The 18,920-nt window shown below is 38.0% G+C and carries 19 protein-coding genes; 17 read left to right on the forward strand and 2 right to left on the reverse strand.

Features of this window, described 5'->3' with window-relative positions; all coding sequences use genetic code 11:
* Positions 1-13: 13 nt before the first annotated feature.
* The 8 genes from ACVRZD_RS04505 to ACVRZD_RS04540 all read left to right on the forward strand — a co-directional run bounded on the left by ACVRZD_RS04505 (position 14) and on the right by ACVRZD_RS04540 (position 8,465).
* On the forward strand, positions 14-829 hold the full coding sequence (locus ACVRZD_RS04505) for a pyruvate, water dikinase regulatory protein (protein WP_037624913.1): 816 nt from the start codon (positions 14-16) through the stop codon (positions 827-829).
* Positions 830-843: 14 nt separating this feature from the next.
* On the forward strand, positions 844-3,489 hold the full coding sequence (gene ppdK / locus ACVRZD_RS04510) for a pyruvate, phosphate dikinase (protein ID WP_037624977.1): 2,646 nt from the start codon (positions 844-846) through the stop codon (positions 3,487-3,489).
* 148 nt (positions 3,490-3,637) lie between these two features.
* Positions 3,638-3,940, forward strand: a complete 303-nt coding sequence (gene gatC, locus ACVRZD_RS04515; RefSeq protein ID WP_447450301.1) for an Asp-tRNA(Asn)/Glu-tRNA(Gln) amidotransferase subunit GatC — start codon at positions 3,638-3,640, stop codon at positions 3,938-3,940.
* Positions 3,940-5,406 carry an Asp-tRNA(Asn)/Glu-tRNA(Gln) amidotransferase subunit GatA gene (gene gatA / locus ACVRZD_RS04520; protein ID WP_037624915.1) on the forward strand — a complete coding sequence of 489 codons (1,467 nt, stop codon included), beginning with the start codon at positions 3,940-3,942 and terminating at the stop codon, positions 5,404-5,406. Before gatC ends, gatA begins: the two co-directional genes overlap by 1 nt.
* Positions 5,406-6,845, forward strand: a complete 1,440-nt coding sequence (gene gatB / locus ACVRZD_RS04525) for an Asp-tRNA(Asn)/Glu-tRNA(Gln) amidotransferase subunit GatB (RefSeq protein WP_037624917.1) — start codon at positions 5,406-5,408, stop codon at positions 6,843-6,845. The genes gatA and gatB overlap by 1 nt, the downstream gene beginning before the upstream one ends.
* Before the next feature lie 97 nt (positions 6,846-6,942).
* Positions 6,943-7,872 (forward strand): DMT family transporter, encoded by a 930-nt coding sequence (locus tag ACVRZD_RS04530; protein WP_037624919.1) that lies wholly within the window; start codon positions 6,943-6,945, stop codon positions 7,870-7,872.
* Positions 7,873-7,934: 62 nt separating this feature from the next.
* The gene (locus tag ACVRZD_RS04535) at positions 7,935-8,171 is read left to right on the forward strand and encodes a GlsB/YeaQ/YmgE family stress response membrane protein (RefSeq protein WP_037624980.1); all 237 of its coding nucleotides are present in this window, start codon (positions 7,935-7,937) and stop codon (positions 8,169-8,171) included.
* A 90-nt stretch (positions 8,172-8,261) separates the two neighbouring features.
* Complete coding sequence (locus ACVRZD_RS04540) at positions 8,262-8,465, forward strand: hypothetical protein (protein WP_447450302.1); 204 nt, start codon at positions 8,262-8,264, stop codon at positions 8,463-8,465.
* Between the two features lie 9 nt (positions 8,466-8,474).
* Here ACVRZD_RS04540 and ACVRZD_RS04545 read toward each other — a convergent pair whose 3' ends face one another.
* Positions 8,475-8,759, reverse strand: coding sequence for a hypothetical protein (locus tag ACVRZD_RS04545; protein ID WP_037624923.1), 285 nt, complete (start codon positions 8,757-8,759; stop codon positions 8,475-8,477).
* A gap of 244 nt (positions 8,760-9,003) precedes the next feature.
* Positions 9,004-9,219, reverse strand: coding sequence for a hypothetical protein (locus ACVRZD_RS04550; protein WP_037624925.1), 216 nt, complete (start codon positions 9,217-9,219; stop codon positions 9,004-9,006).
* Between the two features lie 434 nt (positions 9,220-9,653).
* On the opposite strand from ACVRZD_RS04550, the gene ACVRZD_RS04555 reads away from it, so the two are divergent.
* From ACVRZD_RS04555 to dnaJ, 9 genes are all read left to right on the forward strand, one after another.
* Positions 9,654-9,920, forward strand: coding sequence for an ACT domain-containing protein (locus tag ACVRZD_RS04555; protein WP_037624927.1), 267 nt, complete (start codon positions 9,654-9,656; stop codon positions 9,918-9,920).
* An 11-nt stretch (positions 9,921-9,931) separates the two neighbouring features.
* Positions 9,932-11,269 (forward strand): PFL family protein, encoded by a 1,338-nt coding sequence (locus ACVRZD_RS04560; RefSeq protein ID WP_037624929.1) that lies wholly within the window; start codon positions 9,932-9,934, stop codon positions 11,267-11,269.
* Positions 11,270-11,398: 129 nt separating this feature from the next.
* Complete coding sequence (locus ACVRZD_RS04565; protein ID WP_447450303.1) at positions 11,399-12,106, forward strand: histidine phosphatase family protein; 708 nt, start codon at positions 11,399-11,401, stop codon at positions 12,104-12,106.
* Positions 12,096-12,848 (forward strand): M15 family metallopeptidase, encoded by a 753-nt coding sequence (locus ACVRZD_RS04570; RefSeq protein ID WP_037624932.1) that lies wholly within the window; start codon positions 12,096-12,098, stop codon positions 12,846-12,848. Before ACVRZD_RS04565 ends, ACVRZD_RS04570 begins: the two co-directional genes overlap by 11 nt.
* Positions 12,845-13,429, forward strand: coding sequence for a glucosaminidase domain-containing protein (locus tag ACVRZD_RS04575; protein ID WP_447450304.1), 585 nt, complete (start codon positions 12,845-12,847; stop codon positions 13,427-13,429). Before ACVRZD_RS04570 ends, ACVRZD_RS04575 begins: the two co-directional genes overlap by 4 nt.
* Before the next feature lie 133 nt (positions 13,430-13,562).
* Positions 13,563-14,603 carry a heat-inducible transcriptional repressor HrcA gene (hrcA, locus tag ACVRZD_RS04580; RefSeq protein WP_447450305.1) on the forward strand — a complete coding sequence of 347 codons (1,041 nt, stop codon included), beginning with the start codon at positions 13,563-13,565 and terminating at the stop codon, positions 14,601-14,603.
* A 26-nt stretch (positions 14,604-14,629) separates the two neighbouring features.
* Entirely contained in the window at positions 14,630-15,193 is a 564-nt protein-coding gene (gene grpE / locus ACVRZD_RS04585) for a nucleotide exchange factor GrpE (protein WP_037624934.1), read from the forward strand.
* A gap of 298 nt (positions 15,194-15,491) precedes the next feature.
* Positions 15,492-17,321 (forward strand): molecular chaperone DnaK, encoded by a 1,830-nt coding sequence (dnaK, locus tag ACVRZD_RS04590; RefSeq protein WP_037624935.1) that lies wholly within the window; start codon positions 15,492-15,494, stop codon positions 17,319-17,321.
* A 474-nt stretch (positions 17,322-17,795) separates the two neighbouring features.
* Positions 17,796-18,917 carry a molecular chaperone DnaJ gene (gene dnaJ / locus ACVRZD_RS04595; protein ID WP_037624982.1) on the forward strand — a complete coding sequence of 374 codons (1,122 nt, stop codon included), beginning with the start codon at positions 17,796-17,798 and terminating at the stop codon, positions 18,915-18,917.
* Positions 18,918-18,920 lie beyond the last annotated feature (3 nt).

Genomic DNA, 18,920 nt, shown 5'->3' on the forward strand with positions numbered 1-18,920 from the left:
TGGTGGAGGTATTATGGACGATCAATTAGAAATATATATTGTATCAGATTCGTTAGGAGAGACAGCACGTGCTATCGCTAATGCCTGTATACAACAATTTCCAATGCAAGATGAATGGCAATTTAAGCGTTTCTCAAATATTAATACAGAATCACTTTTAGAAAATGTATTAGAAGAGGCGAAAAATAAGAATGTTTGCATCATGTATAGCCTCGTCGACGACCACTTGGCTACATATGCTCAGAAAAGATGTGAAGAAGAAGCTGTTGTCTATGTTGATTTATTAACCAATGTTATTAAAGCAATGTCAAGAGTTTCAGGGATTACACCACTTGGACAACCAGGACTGTTGCGGAAGTTAGATAAAGAGTATTTTAAGCGTGTCGAAGCTATTGAATTTGCAGTAAAATATGATGATGGCAAAGATCCAAGGGCAATTCTAGCTGCGGATTTAGTTTTATTAGGGGTATCAAGAACGTCAAAAACACCTTTAAGTATGTACTTGGCAGATAAGCATCTTAAGGTTGTCAATATCCCTTTAATACCTGAAATTCCAATTCCTAAGGAACTTTATCAGATTAATCCAAGAAAGATAATTGGTTTGACAAATTCGATTGAACGACTCAGTCAAGTTCGAAGAGAAAGGTTAAGAGCCATGGGCTTATCAAGCACTGCGAACTATGCAAATATGGATCGTATTTTTGAAGAATCGACCTATGCAGAAGACGTCATGAAAAAACTTACCTGTCCTATAATTAACGTTTCTGAAAAAGCTATTGAAGAAACAGCAACAATTATTCTTGAAATCTTAAAAAATAATGAGCTATAAAAATGGAGGCACACATGGAAACTAAGTTTGTTTATCGTTTTGTTGAAGGCCATAAAGACATGCGCAGTCTTTTAGGTGGAAAAGGAGCTAATTTGGCAGAAATGACAAGTATCGGCTTACCTGTTCCTCAAGGATTTACCATTACAACTGAAGCTTGTAATGACTATTATGATAATGATAGTCAAATTCGCGACATCGTATTAGATCAAATTGATTCCGCTTTGGAAGAATTAGAAGTTGAACAAGAAAAAAAATTAGGAAGTGATCAAGATCCACTTTTAGTATCTGTTCGTTCTGGTGCAGTCTTTTCAATGCCAGGTATGATGGATACCATTTTAAACCTTGGTTTAAATGATACCAGTGTCCTTGGACTAATTTCAGCAACGAAAAATGAACGCTTTGCTTATGATAGCTACCGTCGTTTTATCCAAATGTTTGCAGATGTAGCTATTGGTATTCCAAAATACAAATTTGAATCTGTTCTAGATAAAGTCAAAGCAGAAAATGGCTATCAAGATGATACAGATTTAACAAGTGAAGACTTACAAAAAATTGTAACCGCATTCAAAAATATTTATCAATCTGAAACTGGAACTGCTTTTCCACAGGAACCAAAAGAACAGTTGATGCTAGCTATTGAAGCAGTTTTCAAATCTTGGAATAATCCAAGAGCTCAAGTTTATCGTCGACTAAACGATATTTCACATACGCTTGGCACAGCAGTTAATATTCAATCAATGGTTTATGGAAATATGGGTGATAACAGCGGAACAGGGGTTGCTTTCACTCGTAATCCATCAACTGGAGAAAAACATCTTTTCGGTGAATACTTAATTAATGCTCAAGGCGAAGATGTGGTTGCAGGTATTCGCACACCTCAAAGCATCGATCGTCTTAAAGAAGATATGCTTAAGATTTATGATCAATTTGTTGAAATTACAAACATCCTTGAAAAACATTATAAAGATATGCAGGATGTTGAGTTTACCATTGAAAAAGGACGTTTATTTATGCTCCAAACACGTAATGGTAAACGGACAGCTAAAGCTGCTATTAAGATTGCAGTAGACCAAGTTAATGAAGGTTTAATCACAAAAGAAGAAGCGATTCTTCGTATTGAACCTCGTCAGTTAGAACAAATATTACACCCGTCATTTGATCCAAAAGATTTAGAAAATGCCGAGCTTCTTGTCAAAGGACTTCCTGCATCACCAGGTGCAGCTTGTGGTCAAATTTACTTCCACGCCGATGACGCGGTACGTGAAGCCAATGCAGGTAAAACAGTTCTTCTCGTAAGACAAGAGACATCTCCTGAAGACATTGAAGGAATGGTTAGTGCCAAAGGTATCATTACTGCGCGTGGTGGAATGACGTCACATGCCGCAGTTGTTGCCCGTGGTATGGGTAAACCATGTGTGGCTGGATGTAGCCAATTAATGGTTGACGAAGAAGAAAAAGTTTTAACATGTGGACCATTAGTTATCAAAGAAGGCGACTTTTTATCAATCGATGGTGGAACAGGATCAGTATACCTTAATCAAGTACCAATGGCTTCAACAGCTCTTGATCAAGACTACCTAACTTTCATGGAATGGGTTAATGAAGAACGTGACATAATGGTTAGATGTAATGCTGATACACCTCGTGATGCAAAAAAAGCCTTGGAATTTGGTGCAGAAGGTATTGGCTTATGCCGTACAGAACATATGTTCTTTGATGATGAACGTATCCCACTCGTTCGTGAAATGATTGTTGCTGACAATGTGGATGATCGTGTTAAAGCACTTGATAAGCTACTTCCTCACCAAAGAGATGACTTCTATCAACTCTTCAGGGTGCTTAATGGCAAATCTTGTACTATTCGTCTTTTGGACCCACCGCTTCATGAATTCTTGCCACATGATCAAGCATCTGTTGAGAGTCTTGCTAGCCAGTTAAGGATGTCAGCTAAAGATCTCCAAAAACGGATCAAGGAACTTGAAGAATTTAACCCAATGTTAGGTCATCGTGGTTGTCGTCTTGCAATTACCTATCCAGAAATGTGCATCATGCAAGCGCGAGCAATTGCCCAAGGGGCTATCAAGGCACATAAAGAAGGCGTAAAAGTTAGTCCTGAGATTATGGTTCCATTGGTAAGTATCGTTGAAGAATTCAAGATTTTAAGAAAACTTATTGAAGATACTGTTGAAGAAGAGCTAGCTGCTGCTAATATTCAAATGAATTATACAATTGGTACAATGATTGAAATTCCAAGAGCTTGTGTCACTGCTGATGAAATTGCAGAAGTTGCTGACTTCTTTAGCTTTGGTACTAATGACCTTACTCAAATGGGCTTCGGTTTCTCTCGTGATGATGCTGGCAAGTTCCTCGGAGAATATGTTGATAAAAACATCTTTGAAAAAGATCCATTTGAAGTACTTGATCAAAAAGGGATTGGTCGCCTCTTAGGCATGGCCGTTGAACTTGGTCGTGGTGTGAAACCTGAGCTTAAACTTGGTATCTGTGGAGAACATGGTGGAGAACCAAACACAGTCGAATTTTGCTACCGTCAAGGTCTCAACTATGTTTCATGTTCGCCTTTTCGTGTGCCTATTGCTAAATTAGCTGCCGCACAAGCTAAGATTAAAGGCCAAGGCTCAAGCCTTCATGTAGATAAATAAAGCCAAACCTTAATTGATTACATATGTAATCAATTAAGGTTTTTTGTAAGTGCAAAGCCTAAAAGAATCAGTTGGTCGGCTGTAAAAATTGGGTTGAAATGTGTTATAATAACTTAGACTATGTCAATTTGAAACCTAAGGAGTAGACATGAAAATTTCTGAAGAAGAAGTTCGCCATGTAGCGACACTATCAAAATTATCATTTACAGACCAAGAAACAAGTGAATTTGCCACAACTTTGACAAAAATTGTTGAAATGGTAGAAATGTTAAATGAAGTTGATACAGAAGGTGTTGCCATCACAACAACAATGGCAGACCGTAAAAATGTGATGCGTCAAGATATTGCCCAAGCAGGAACTGACCGTGACTTATTATTTAAAAATGTTCCAGAAAAAGAAAATAACTTTATCAAAGTACCAGCAATCTTAGAAGACGGAGGAGATGCATAATGTCATATAATCACTATACAGTTGACCAATTACATGAGCTCCTTGTCATGAAAGAAATAACAGTTAGACAATTAATTGAAGCGACAATTGCTGATATTAAAGAACGTGAAGAAGCAATTGGTTCTTTTATTACTCTTGCTGAAGAGCAAGCACTTGCAGCCGCAGATGCCCTTGATGCAAAAGGCATTGATCCTGAAAATGTGATGGCTGGAATTCCTTTGGTTGTTAAAGATAATATCTCAACAAAAGATATCTTAACAACAGCAGCTTCAAAAATGCTTTACAATTATGAACCAGTCTTTGATGCAACAGTTATTGCTAATGCTAAGGCAAAAGATATGATTATCATTGGGAAAGCAAATATGGATGAGTTTGCCATGGGTGGCTCTACTGAAACATCCTATTTCAAGAAAACGAAAAATGTTTGGGATCAAACCAAAGTTCCTGGTGGTTCATCAGGTGGTTCAGCAACTTCAGTTGCCTCAGGTCAAGCACCACTATCTATTGGATCTGATACAGGTGGTTCAATCCGTCAACCTGCAGCTTTTAATGGTGTAGTTGGTATGAAACCAACTTATGGAACTATTTCTCGTTTTGGTTTGATTGCCTTCGGTAGTTCATTAGACCAAATTGGTTCATTTTCAAAAACAGTTAAAGAAAATGCCCAATTGATGAATGTCTTAGCTAGTCCAGATGAAAAAGACTCAACATCAGCACCAGTTAGAATTGCTGATTTCACTTCTAAAATTGGACAAGACATTAAAGGCATGAAGATTGCCCTTCCAAAAGAATACCTTGGTGAAGGAATCGACCCTGAAATCAAAGAAAATGTTCTAGCAGCAGCCAAACAGTTCGAAGAACTAGGTGCGACTGTTGAAGAAGTTAGCTTACCACATAGCAAATATGGCGTAGCTGTTTACTATATTATCGCCTCATCAGAAGCATCATCAAATCTTCAACGCTTTGATGGCATTCGTTATGGCTACCGTGCCGAAGATGCAACTAGCTTAGATGACATTTATGTCAAAACTCGTAGTCAAGGTTTTGGTGACGAAGTTAAACGTCGAATCATGCTTGGAACATTTAGCTTGTCATCAGGTTACTATGATGCCTACTTTAAAAAGGCAGGCCGTGTTCGTACACTGATTATCCAAGACTTTGAAAAAGTATTTGCTAATTATGACTTGATCATCGGCCCAACAACGCCAAGCCCTGCATTTGGATTGGATACACTTAACCATGATCCAGTTTCCATGTACCTTGCTGACCTCTTAACTATCCCAGTCAACTTAGCTGGTATCCCAGGTATCTCAATTCCTTCAGGATTTGTTGATGGCTTACCAGTTGGTATCCAATTGATTGGACCTAAGTACAGCGAAGAGACAGTCTATCAAGCCGCTGCAGCCTTTGAAGCAGCAACAGATTACCATACAAAACGACCAAGTATTTTCGGAGGTGACAAGTAATGAATTTTGAAACTATCATTGGTCTTGAAGTCCATGTTGAATTAAATACAAATTCAAAAATTTTCTCACCTTCATCTGCCCATTTTGGGCAAGAAGCTAATGCAAACACCAATGTTATTGACTGGTCATTCCCAGGGGTCCTCCCAGTCATTAACAAGGGTGTCATTGATGCGGGGATCAAAGCTGCGCTGGCACTCAATATGGATATCCACCAAGAAATGCATTTTGACCGCAAAAATTATTTCTACCCTGATAATCCCAAAGCCTACCAAATTTCTCAATTTGATGAGCCAATTGGTTACAATGGATGGATTGAAGTGCAGTTGGAAGATGGCACTAAGAAGAAAATCCGTATCGAACGTGCCCACTTAGAGGAAGATGCTGGTAAAAACACTCACGGAACTGATGGCTATAGCTATGTTGACTTAAACCGTCAGGGTGTCCCATTAATCGAAATCGTATCTGAAGCCGATATGCGTTCTCCAGAGGAAGCTTATGCCTACTTAACAGCTCTTAAAGAAATTATCCAGTACACGGGTATTTCAGATGTTAAGATGGAAGAAGGGTCAATGCGCGTGGATGCCAATATTTCGCTTCGTCCTTATGGACAAGAAAAATTTGGTACTAAAACGGAATTGAAAAACTTGAACTCATTCTCTAATGTTCGTAAAGGTTTAGAGCATGAGGTTGAACGCCAAGCTAAGATTCTTCGTTCTGGTGGCATTATCCGTCAAGAAACACGTCGCTATGATGAAGCCAATAAAGGGACTATCTTAATGCGTGTCAAAGAAGGTGCAGCAGATTACCGTTACTTCCCAGAACCTGACCTACCATTGTATGAAATTGATCAGGCTTGGATTGAGGAAATGCGTGATCAATTACCACAATTCCCTGCAGAACGTCGTGACAAATATGTCAGCCAACTTGGCTTATCAGATTATGATGCTAGTCAGTTAACAGCAACCAAAGATTTATCAGATTTCTTTGAAGCTGCGGTTGCTATTGGTGGAGATGCTAAACAAGTTTCCAACTGGTTGCAAGGTGAAGTAGCTCAGTTCCTAAATGCTGAAGGCAAAACAATTAGTCAAATTGAATTGACACCAGAAAACTTAGTTGAAATGATTGCTATTATTGCTGATGGTACCATTTCATCAAAAATTGCTAAGAAAGTTTTTGTTCACTTAGCAAAAAATGGTGGTTCTGCGCGTGAATACGTTGAAAAAGCTGGTTTGGTTCAAATTTCAGATCCTGAAGTCTTGATTCCAATTATTCATCAAGTCTTTGCTGATCATGAAGCAGCCGTGGCTGACTTTAAATCAGGCAAACGTAATGCTGATAAAGCTTTTACAGGTTTCCTTATGAAAGCTACAAAAGGCCAAGCAAACCCACAAGTTGCTCAACAATTATTAGCACAAGAACTGCAAAAATTATTAGATTAATCAAAAAGAGGGCTTGGCTCTCTTTTACTTTTCTCAAAAATTTGATTCTGCAAGCATACTTTTTCTATGATACAATAGTTAGAACAAATAAGTTAGAATGGTGGTTATTGTGAAGAATAAAGGGTCATTAATGGTGTTGATGGCAGGTCTTGCTTGGGGCTTGTCAGGTGTTTCAGGTCAATATTTGATGTCACATGGGGTAGAAGTGAATTTACTTACCTCGCTTCGTCTGATGATTTCTGGAATGGTTCTTTGTGGTATGGCGTTTATGACACAAAGAGAAAAGCTCCTCCATGTCTTATCACACAAACAGATTCTAATCAATATTTTGATGTTTAGTATCATTGGGTTGTTAATGAATCAGTATTCCTATATGAATGCCATTAAACACACAAATGCCGGAACGGCGACTGTCTTGCAATACTTATCCCCTGTCCTCGTTATGACAGTAGTTGCCTTAAATGAAAAACGTAAACCAAGTGTAGCAGAAGGTCTTTCTATCTTTTTTGCGATTTTTGGAACTGCTATCATTGCCACTCATGGACAGTTGGGCAGCTTAGCGATTACTCCCAAAGGGCTTATATGGGGCTTGATTTCAGCTGTAACAGCTACCCTTTATGTGATGATGCCTGCACGGTTGATTGAAACTTGGGGGAGTTTGGTTGTTATTGGTCTGGCTATGATTTTCTCGGGTTCAATTTTTACAGTCATTGTTCGACCATGGCGTTACCATTTGGAGTTGACGGTTGGCAACAGCATTGCACTTTTTGGGCTAATTATCGTCGGCACAATTTTTGCCTATACTTTCTTTTTAAAAGGGGCAAGTCTCGTAGGGCCTGTCAAGGGAAGTTTATTAGCAGCTGTTGAGCCTATTGCTTCGGTACTCTTTGCTGTTCTTCTCCTTTCGGAAATTTTTTATCCCATAGATCTCCTTGGTATGCTTTTTATTATGATGGCTGTGCTACTGATTTCACTTAGAGATATTATCCTGTTGAGGCGTCAGAAGAACTTTCAAGATTTGCGCTGAGCTTGAAAGCTTACTTTGAAGCAAACTATGATATAATGGGTAAAACTAAAAAGGAGACTATTATGATTGGGTCGATAATTGTCGGTGCTATCATCGGGATGATAGCTGGAAAAATAACTGAAAAAAGTGATTCAATGGGTTGCATCACTAATATTGCAGCTGGTCTAATTGGGTCATCAGTTGGCCAAAGTTTATTTGGCAATTGGGGACCACATTTGGCTGGGATGGCCTTGCTCCCATCAATTTTGGGTGCGGCTATTGTGATTGCCCTAGTTTCGATGTTGTTTGGAAAAAAATAAAAACCGTTGGGCGATCAACGGTTTTTGCATGAAAAATGCTATTTGATGAAATACATGACAAGAATAATCTACTAGAAAGCATCGTATAGAATGAAAAGACAAACTGTAACAGCACGTCTGGTCAAATCAATTGGGTGGGAAGACAATGCCCTAGAAGTCGAGTATGTCTCAGGACTAATTCATCACTACCATGAAGTCACTGAAGCAGACTATATCCGCTCCCTAACGGGAAACATCGACAAAAAAATCAGACTCATCGGCAAAAGCCATCAATTTATTAGGGTGGTGGAGTAGGGGGATAAATCAAATAAAAGTTCCAATCAAAAATGCTAAACTGATGATAATAATCAATAACATTGCAGTTTCGATAACAGCATTATTATTCCTTAAAAATGTCGTTTTTTCAGCAGTAAAGCCCCACTTATACTGCTTTGGAATGGGAATGGCTAAAATTAATATGACTATTAAAATCCCATAACTAAAATAAGTTGAAAATCCTTTGCTTAACAGAATATTTCCTAAGAGAAAAAGGAAAATTTGGACAATTTTGATTAGCCTAATAAATTTAATATCATTTATTTTTTTCATTCCGAGCCCTCTTTCTATTACAATCCTCTTTAAGGTATTCACAAAGTGCAAGCCAAAGTTGGGTAGAAACAATAGTTATAACACTTTGAACTGAGTTTCCAAAGTAATACCTTAGATTATTTTGATACCTAAATGATACCTCAGTAGTGAAAAAGATACAATAGTACAATCAAAAGTGTGAAAAGATTTTATATTTAATAATTGATCACAAAAAGAAACAAAAGCCATCTAGAAGGTGACTTTGCTATATCATGCTAGCCCATGTTCCACCGATTTTTTGGACGGCTACCGCTTTTTTATCAAGATTATAGATTTCTTTAAATTGTTGTTGGATTTGAGAAAGGTTCATTTTTGTTTTCCCAACGTAACCACTTAAACTATCTTGATAAGTCCAATTAGATAAAGCATTAATTTCTGGGTAATTTTTAATTGATTCAGATTTATCCTTAAACTTAACCAATATCTTATGTTCGAACTTCTCAGAGGCACCTAATTTTGTAAAAGTATCATTTTTTATCTCAATAGCTATAGCTATATACCACCTTTTTATTAATATAAGAGGAATTATAGCATCTTTGTAACCGTTATCAATTGAATAAACTATTTTTTATAAATATTATTTTCAACAAAAAAACACACCTAGAAACCTTGTTAAATCAACATTTCTAATAGTGTGTTCTTTACAAGCAACATAAAATTGTCTTATCTCTTTTATTGGTTGCTATGCCTATTATAGATAATCAGTATGGTTTTTTGGTGTCAATTGAGTGACAATTTTTATCTTAAATGTTGTAGTTGTCATCTTTCTGAAATGAATTAACGAAATAGCAAGGGTGTTCTGGAATTGTTCGTATTTTTATGGTAAAATTTAACAAATATTAGGAGGTGCTTCGAATGAAAGCTATTATTACAGTGGTTGGTAAAGACAGCAAAGGGATTGTTGCTGGTGTTTCTGGTAAGATTGCTGAACTTGGTTTAAATATTGATGATATTTCGCAAACTGTCCTAGATGATTATTTTACCATGATGGCCTTGGTTTCGAGTCCAGATAAGCAAGACTTTACGGTCTTACGTCAAGCTTTTAAAGATTACGGTGATAGCTTACAAGTGAAGATTAATATCCAAAGTACGGCTATTTTTGATGCTATGCATAACTTATAAGGAGCCTCTAAATGGATATCAAACAAGTTAAAGAAACAATTGATATGATTGAAGAACAACACTTTGATATCAGAACCATCACAATGGGAATTTCCCTTCTTGATTGTATTGACTCTGATATTGATCGTTCGGCTGAAAAAATCTATCAAAAAGTAGTGACAAAAGCTGCTAACCTAGTTGCTGTTGGTGATGAGATTGCTGCTGAATTGGGTATTCCCATTGTTAATAAACGTGTGTCGGTCACACCAATTGCTTTGATTGGCGCAGCAACTGATGCAACAGACTATCTACCTCTTGCTAAGGCTTTAGACAAAGCTGCGCATGAAATTGGGGTGGACTTTATTGGTGGCTTTTCGGCACTCGTTCAAAAGGGCTACCAAAAGGGTGATGAGATTTTAATTAATTCTATTCCTAAAGCACTAGCTGAGACTCAAAAAGTTTGTTCATCCGTAAACATTGGGTCAACTAAGTCAGGGATTAACATGACTGCGGTAGCTGATATGGGCCGTATCATTAAAGAAACTGCTCAATTATCAGATTTAGGTGCTGCAAAACTGGTGGTTTTTGCCAATGCTGTGGAGGATAATCCATTTATGGCTGGCGCATTCCACGGGGTTGGAGAGGCTGACGTAGTGATTAACGTTGGCGTTTCTGGTCCTGGCGTTGTCAAACGTGCTCTTGAAAAAGTGAGAGGCGAAAGCTTTGACGTTCTCGCTGAAACCGTTAAGAAGACGGCTTTCAAAATTACTCGGATTGGTCAATTGGTTGGGCAAATGGCTAGTGAGCGTCTAGGCGTTAAGTTCGGGATTGTTGATTTGTCCTTAGCTCCGACTCCGGCTGTTGGTGACTCTGTGGCGCGCGTGCTCGAAGAGATGGGTCTTGAAATGGTAGGGACTCATGGGACAACTGCTGCGCTAGCCCTCTTAAATGACGCTGTGAAAAAAGGTGGCGTAATGGCCTGCAACCAAGTTGGAGGACTGTCAGGTGCCTTCATACCAGTCTCAGAGGATGAGGGGATGATTGCGGCTGTTCAGAATGGATCTCTGAACCTAGAAAAATTAGAAGCCATGACGGCGATTTGTTCAGTAGGTCTGGATATGATTGCTATTCCTGACGATACCCCATATGAAACCATTGCTGCCATGATTGCTGATGAAGCAGCTATTGGTGTCATTAATCAAAAAACAACAGCAGTTAGGATTATTCCAAAAGGTAAAGTTGGCCAAATGATTGAATTTGGTGGCTTACTTGGAACTGCACCAGTCATATCAGTCAATAAAAACTCATCAGCAGACTTTATTGCGCGTGGTGGACAAATCCCTGCGCCAATCCATAGCTTTAAGAATTAAGAAGAAACACTTGCTTTTTAGCAGGTGTTTTTGTCAGCCTCTTGGTTTTTAATGCCCATCGATTAATTGTCTAAGATTGGCTGAAAGCCTATTTAATGCTATAATATTAAAGAGAATCTGGAGGTTACTATGACAAAGACAAGATTATATATTGCGCGTCACGGGAAAACAATGTTTAATACAATAGGTCGTGCCCAAGGTTGGAGTGATACACCCTTAACTAAAAAAGGTGAAGAGGGCATCAGAGAATTAGGATTAGGTTTAAAGGATGCCGCAATCCCTTTTCAAGCAGCATTTTCAAGTGACTCTGGCAGAACCATGCAAACCATGGAAATTGTTTTACGTGAGTCAGAAAATGAGTTCCTACCTTATACTAGAGATAAACGAATCCGTGAATGGTGCTTTGGTAGTTTAGATGGCGCCTATGACTCGGAGTTATTTTTAGGTGTCCTTCCTAGAACAAAAGCCTTTGAAGGTAAAGAAAATATGTCAGAAGTTCCTTATTCTGAATTGGCACAAAGTATTGTTGAAGTAGATACTGCTAATTGGGCAGAGCCTTGGGAAATATTGCGTAAACGGATTTATGATGGTTTTGAAGCTATCGCTTTATCTATTCAAAATAGTGGTGGAGGTAATGCCATTGTTGTGAGTCACGGAATGACTATTGGGACTTTCATGTGGTTAATTGATCCAAGTCGTAAAAAACAATACATTGATAATGGAAGTATTACAGTAGTTGACTTCGAAGATGGTAAATTCACTATTGAAACCGTTGGTGATATGTCCTACCGTCTACGTGGTCGCCAAATGATTGAAGAAGAATGTCATGAAAAATAGAAAAATTATTATTTTTTTAGGAAAAGTTTTGGTTGTTTTCGTCTTTTTCTTTGGACTTTATGTGCTTATCCGAGAGGATAATCCAAGTCAGACAGTCAGGCAAGATAAAGTTAATTTAACCAAGGATAAAAAACATACAACAACCAAAAAGAAAATTACTGGGCTACCTAAGGTATCAACAAAAGATTGGGAACTCATTTTGGTAAATAGAGATCATCCTACACAAGAATTGAATCCAACTTTAGCTGACTTAAATGGGATCCAACTAGATGCTCGTATTGTTGACGCTGCAGCAGGATTTTTAGCAGCTGCGCAAGCCATTGACCCCGAAGAACATCTCATCTCGGGTTACCGTAGTGTAGAGACGCAAGCCCAACTGTTTCAGTCTTATATTGATCAGGAAAAGGCCAATAATCCTAGTTTGACGGATGCTGAAGCTGAAAAATTAGTTCAAACCTATTCCCAACCAGCAGGGGCTAGTGAACATGTGACTGGCTTAGCGATGGACATGGGAACCTCTAACTACTTGAATCAGAGCCATGTTGAAACGGTCAAACAAATTGTTGCACTAGCTGCTGATTATGGTTTTGTCTTACGATTCCCTGAAGACAAGGAAAAGATTACTGGAGTTGGGTATGAAGATTGGCACTATCGTTATGTGGGAAAAGCTTCCGCTAAGTACATGTCTGAGCATAAGCTGACGCTAGAAGAATATATTGCCTTACTAAAGGAGAATCAATGAGATCGCGATTAACATTAAATACATTTTTACTCCTGTTATTTTTCTTTGTTTTTGCAATCGTCACACCCTTGTTGTTACATGCTAAAACACCAAATGCTAGTCAGCTAGTCACTGTTCCTTATTCTGAAAAAGGTTTTATTGATGACATTGCAAAGAGGGTGAAACCTTATGCGAAAATATACGGCATTAGACCCTCTATTGTGATTGGTCAAATTGTAATAGATAGTCAAAATGGGCAAAGTATTTTGGCGGCCAAGTATCATAATTTATTTTCCATGCTTGCAAAACCGGGTGATAACTATGTTATTTTAGAGTCAACAAAGCCTATCTTAACTAATCCAAATAATACAAGATTAAAATTTAGCTCTTATCCAAATTGGGAAGCCTCTATTGCTGATTATTTTGCTTGTCTTCGACAAGGTACAATTTGGGATAAACAATTGTATCATCAGTTAGCTACGCAAGAAGGCTATAAGGCACCAGCAGAGTCACTAGGGAAATATATCTATTCTTATGATAAAAATTATCCGACAAAGCTTATAAAAGTCATTGAAGATAAGAATTTAACGCAATATGATTAAGTCATTAGCACTCTAAAAAAAGAGTGCTAATTTTTTATGCTTTTCTCTTGACAAGGTTCTTTTTAGGAGTATAATGGAAATATAAGTTAGCAGTCTAACTGGTAGAGTGCTAAAGTAAAAAGGGGGAGTGTTAATGATAACAGAACGTCAAAATGACATTTTAAATTTAATTGTTGACCTCTTTACTCAAACACATGAACCTGTTGGGTCTAAGGCTCTCCAAGCCAGTATCGAATCAAGTAGTGCAACTATTCGAAACGAGATGGCTAAACTGGAAAAAATGGGGCTACTTGAAAAAGCTCATACTTCTAGCGGACGCATGCCAAGTCCAGCCGGCTTTAAATATTTTGTAGAGCATTCTTTGAGTCTTGATAGCATTGATGAACGTGATGTTTATCAAATGGTTAAAGCTTTTGATTTCGAAGCTTTCAATTTAGAGGATATCTTAAAAAAAGCCAGTCAAGTTTTAGCTGATATTACAGGTTACAGCGTAGCCATTCTTGATGTTGAGCCAGCAAGGCAAAAGTTGACGGGCTTTGATATCGTTCAACTATCGACGCATGATGCTTTGGCTGTTTTAAACTTAGATGATTCAAAGCCCTTGACTGTTCAATTTGCCATTCCTAAAAATTTCTTGGCACGTGATTTGTTCAAACTCAAAGAGATTGTGGATGAAAGGTTGACAGGTAGGGAATTGTTGGATGTTCACTACAAGTTAAGGACAGAGATTCCTCAAGTTCTACAGAAATATTTCGCGATTACGGATAATGTTTCAGACTTGTTTGATTATATTTTCAGTAGTCTTTTTCGGGAAACTATTTTTGTTTCAGGAAAGGTCAATGCTTTAGAATACGCAGGGATTGAAACTTATCAATTTTTAGATAGTGAGCAAGCTTTGGCACTGTCAATTAGGCAAGGGATGGCGGAAAATGAAATGGCAACGGTTCAAGTTGCTGATAGTTGTGAGCCGGCCTTATCTGATTTAAGTTTACTAACTTACAAATTCTTAATTCCTTATAGAGGGTTTGGCTTACTGAGTTTGATTGGTCCAATTGACATGAATTATCGACGCAATGTTAGCTTAATCAATGTCGTTGGTCGTATCTTAGCCATGAAGTTGCGAGATTACTATCGTTATCTCAATAGTAACCACTATGAAGTAAATGAATTTTAATAGAAAAATGAAAAGAGGTATGTGACTTGTCGAAACACAAAAATGATGATGTCAAACAAGAAGAAATCAATGAAGACTTAGATCAAGTGACTGAGGAAGTTGTTGCATCTGATGAGTCAGTTGAAGATGTTGCAGAAGAAAAAGTTCCTGAAAAAAGCGAGCTTGACTTAGCTATGGAACGGTCTGAAGAATTTGAGAATAAGTATCTTCGTGCACATGCTGAAATGCAAAATATCCAACGCCGTGCTACTGAAGAGCGTCAAACGATTCAACGATATCGTTCACAGGATTTAGCTAAAAAAATCTTGCCAAGTTTAGATAACTTAGAACGTGCTTTAGCTGTTGAAGGCTTAACAGATGATGTTAAAAAAGGTTTAGAAATGGTTCAAGAAAGTTTACTTCAAGCTCTTAAAGAAGAGGGGATTGAAGAAGTTGCTGTTGAAACATTTGATCACAACCTACATATGGCTATTCAAACGATGCCAGCTGATGATGAACACCCAGCTGATTCAATTGCACAAGTCTTCCAAAAAGGCTACAAACTTCATGAACGCTTGTTAAGACCGGCCATGGTAGTGGTTTACAACTAACTAGGATACAAAGGGCGTTAGAAATCTGTATGAAAATAGGAAATCGGTAGACAATTCTGAATTTCGAAACGATTTATCTTTTTCACTAAGATTTTAGCCCGTGTTCAACTAAATTAAATCTAAATTATTATTTCGACCGCCAAGTCGTTAAACTAGACTCTAAATAAATTAATAAACGAACTTTAAAATTTGAAAGGAATTGAACGTGTTCAATCGTTGATGTCAAAAGCTTCGCTTTTCTTATCTCCAGATTGAAATAGTCCACTGGACTATTTCAACGTTCTTGGTATCTTATATTATGTCTAAAATTATTGGTATTGACTTAGGTACAACTAACTCAGCTGTAGCAGTTCTCGAAGGAACGGAATCAAAAATTATTGCTAACCCAGAAGGAAATCGTACAACTCCTTCAGTAGTATCATTCAAAAATGGTGAAATCATCGTTGGTGATGCTGCAAAACGTCAAGCAGTAACTAACCCAGAAACAGTAATCTCTATTAAATCTAAAATGGGTACTTCTGAAAAAGTTTCTGCTAATGGTAAAGAATACACTCCACAAGAAATTTCAGCAATGATTCTTCAATACCTTAAAGGTTATGCTGAAGACTATCTTGGTGAAAAGGTAGAAAAAGCCGTTATCACTGTACCTGCTTACTTTAACGATGCCCAACGTCAAGCAACTAAAGATGCTGGGAAAATTGCTGGTTTAGAAGTTGAACGTATTGTCAATGAACCTACAGCAGCAGCTTTAGCTTATGGTATGGATAAAACTGATAAAGAAGAAAAAATCTTGGTATTTGACCTTGGTGGGGGTACGTTTGACGTATCAATTCTTGAATTAGGTGATGGTGTCTTTGATGTACTTGCTACTGCAGGTGATAACAAACTTGGTGGGGATGACTTTGACCAAAAAATTATTGATTTCTTAGTTGAAGAATTCAAAAAAGAAAATGGCATTGATTTGTCACAAGATAAAATGGCATTGCAACGTTTGAAAGATGCTGCTGAAAAAGCTAAAAAAGATCTTTCAGGTGTTACTCAAACACAAATCAGCTTACCGTTTATTACTGCTGGCAGCGCTGGCCCACTTCACTTAGAAATGAGCCTATCTCGTGCGAAGTTTGATGATCTTACTCGTGACTTAGTAGAACGTACTAAAACACCAGTTCGTCGCGCATTGTCAGATGCAGGTCTTTCATTATCAGAAATTGATGAAGTTATCTTAGTTGGTGGATCGACTCGTATCCCAGCTGTTGTTGAAGCTGTTAAATCTGAAACTGGTAAAGAACCAAATAAATCAGTTAACCCAGATGAAGTTGTAGCAATGGGTGCTGCAATTCAAGGTGGTGTTATCACTGGTGATGTTAAAGATGTTGTTCTTTTAGACGTAACGCCATTATCACTTGGTATTGAGACTATGGGTGGTGTATTCACTAAATTAATCGACCGTAATACAACAATCCCTACATCAAAATCACAAGTTTTCTCAACAGCAGCAGATAATCAACCAGCTGTTGATATCCATGTGCTTCAGGGTGAACGCCCAATGGCAGCAGATAACAAAACTCTTGGTCGTTTCCAATTGACTGATATTCCAGCTGCACCTCGTGGAATCCCTCAAATTGAAGTAACTTTTGATATTGACAAAAATGGTATTGTTTCTGTTAAAGCTAAAGACCTTGGTACTCAAAAAGAACAACATATCGTTATTAAATCAAATGATGGTTTAAGTGAAGATGAAATCGATCGTATGATGAAAGATGCAGAAGCAAATGCAGAAGCAGATGCAAAACGTAAAGAAGAAGTTGACCTTAAGAACGAAGTTGACCAAGCTATCTTCGCAACTGAAAAAACAATTAAAGAAACAGAAGGCAAAGGCTTCGATACAGAACATGATGCTGCTCAATCAGCACTTGATGACTTAAAGGCTGCTCAAGAATCTGGTAATCTTGAAGACATGAAAGCTAAACTTGAAGCATTGAATGAAAAAGCTCAAGCGTTAGCAGTTAAAATGTATGAACAAGCTGCTGCAGCACAACAAGCAACACAAGGCGCTGAAGGTGCTCAATCAGCAGATAAGGCATCAGCTGGTGACGATGTTGTAGATGGAGAATTCACGGAGAAATAAAACAGTCCTGTGGACTGTTTTATCCCACGAGCTTAGAAACAAAAAGCGAGAGGCAACTCAGTGGACTGTTTTATCCCACGAGCTTAGAAACAGGAAGTGAATGGGGGTTTCTGAGTGGCAACAAAATAGTCTCCACTTCTACTAAAGTAGCATTCCAAAAAGGCGGGGCGCCTCGCCCCGTCTGTTTTGGCTATCTATAAGTAATAAAAAGAAATCTTTCTATCATAATGAGATTTCTTGTCAATCATAATAAAAAGACAGTCAATTGTTTTGTAACAGTGAAGTAATTAGTCTAATACGTAGAGAGGAATTGAATTAAGTTGTTAGGGCGAGAATTCTACTTAGTAAAATATAAGTAGAACTGCTATGCTTAAGACCCGATGAAAAAGAAAAATATCTCCTGGATAGTGTTCTATCTTAACTGGATGGCCTTAATTTTCTTTGAGTCGTTTAATGGCTTACTATTTAAAATATATGAATAATACTGAATTTTATGAACGTCTAGGGGTAACCAAAGACGCAGCTTCAGACGAGATAAAAAAAGCATACCGTAAACTGTCTAAAAAATACCATCCAGATATTAATAAGGAAGCTGGCGCTGAACAAAAATACAAAGATGTTCAAGAAGCATATGAAACCTTAAGTGATTCACAAAAACGTGCTGCCTATGATCAATATGGTGCGGCAGGTGGACAAGGTGGCTTCGGTGGTGGATTTGATGGGGCTGGCTTTGGTGGCTTTGAAGACATCTTCTCAAGCTTTTTCGGCGGTGGCGGTGGCATGCGTAATCCGAATGCTCCTCGTCAGGGTGATGACTTACAATATCGCGTCAATTTAAGTTTCGAAGAAGCTGTTTTTGGTACTGAAAAAGAGGTTACTTATAACCGTGAATCAAGCTGTTCAACATGTAATGGTTCTGGTGCCAAACCAGGTACAAGTCCTGTAACCTGTGGTCGATGCCATGGTGCAGGCGTGATCAATGTTGATACCCAAACACCACTCGGCATGATGCGTCGTCAAGTGACTTGTGATGTCTGCTACGGAACAGGTAAAGAAATCAAAGAACCGTGTCATACTTGTCATGGAAGTGGTCATGAAAAAGAAACACACAAAGTATCTGTTAAAATCCCTGCTGGGGTTGAAACAGGTCAACAAATCCGACTTCAAGGGCAAGGTGAAGCAGGTACAAATGGTGGTCCTTATGGCGATCTCTTTGTTATTTTGAATGTATTGCCAAGCAAGCAGTTTGAACGAAATGGCTCTACAATCTATTACACAATGGATATTAGTTTTGTCCAAGCGGCTTTGGGTGCAAGTGTTGATATTCCAACAGTGCATGGCGAGGTAGAAATGTCTATTCCGGCAGGAACACAAACAGGGAAAGTATTCAGACTAAAAGGCAAAGGAGCTCCAAAACTACGTGGAGCAGGTCAAGGCGATCAACACGTTACCGTTAATGTTGTAACACCAACAAAATTAAATGATCAACAAAAAGAAGCTTTGGAAGCATTTGCCCTAGCGAGTGGTGAAAGTATTTCAAAACCAAAGAAAAAAGGTTTTTTGGATAAAATGAAAGACGCTTTTGACGAAATTTAATCG

This window comes from Streptococcus hongkongensis (assembly GCF_053206145.1).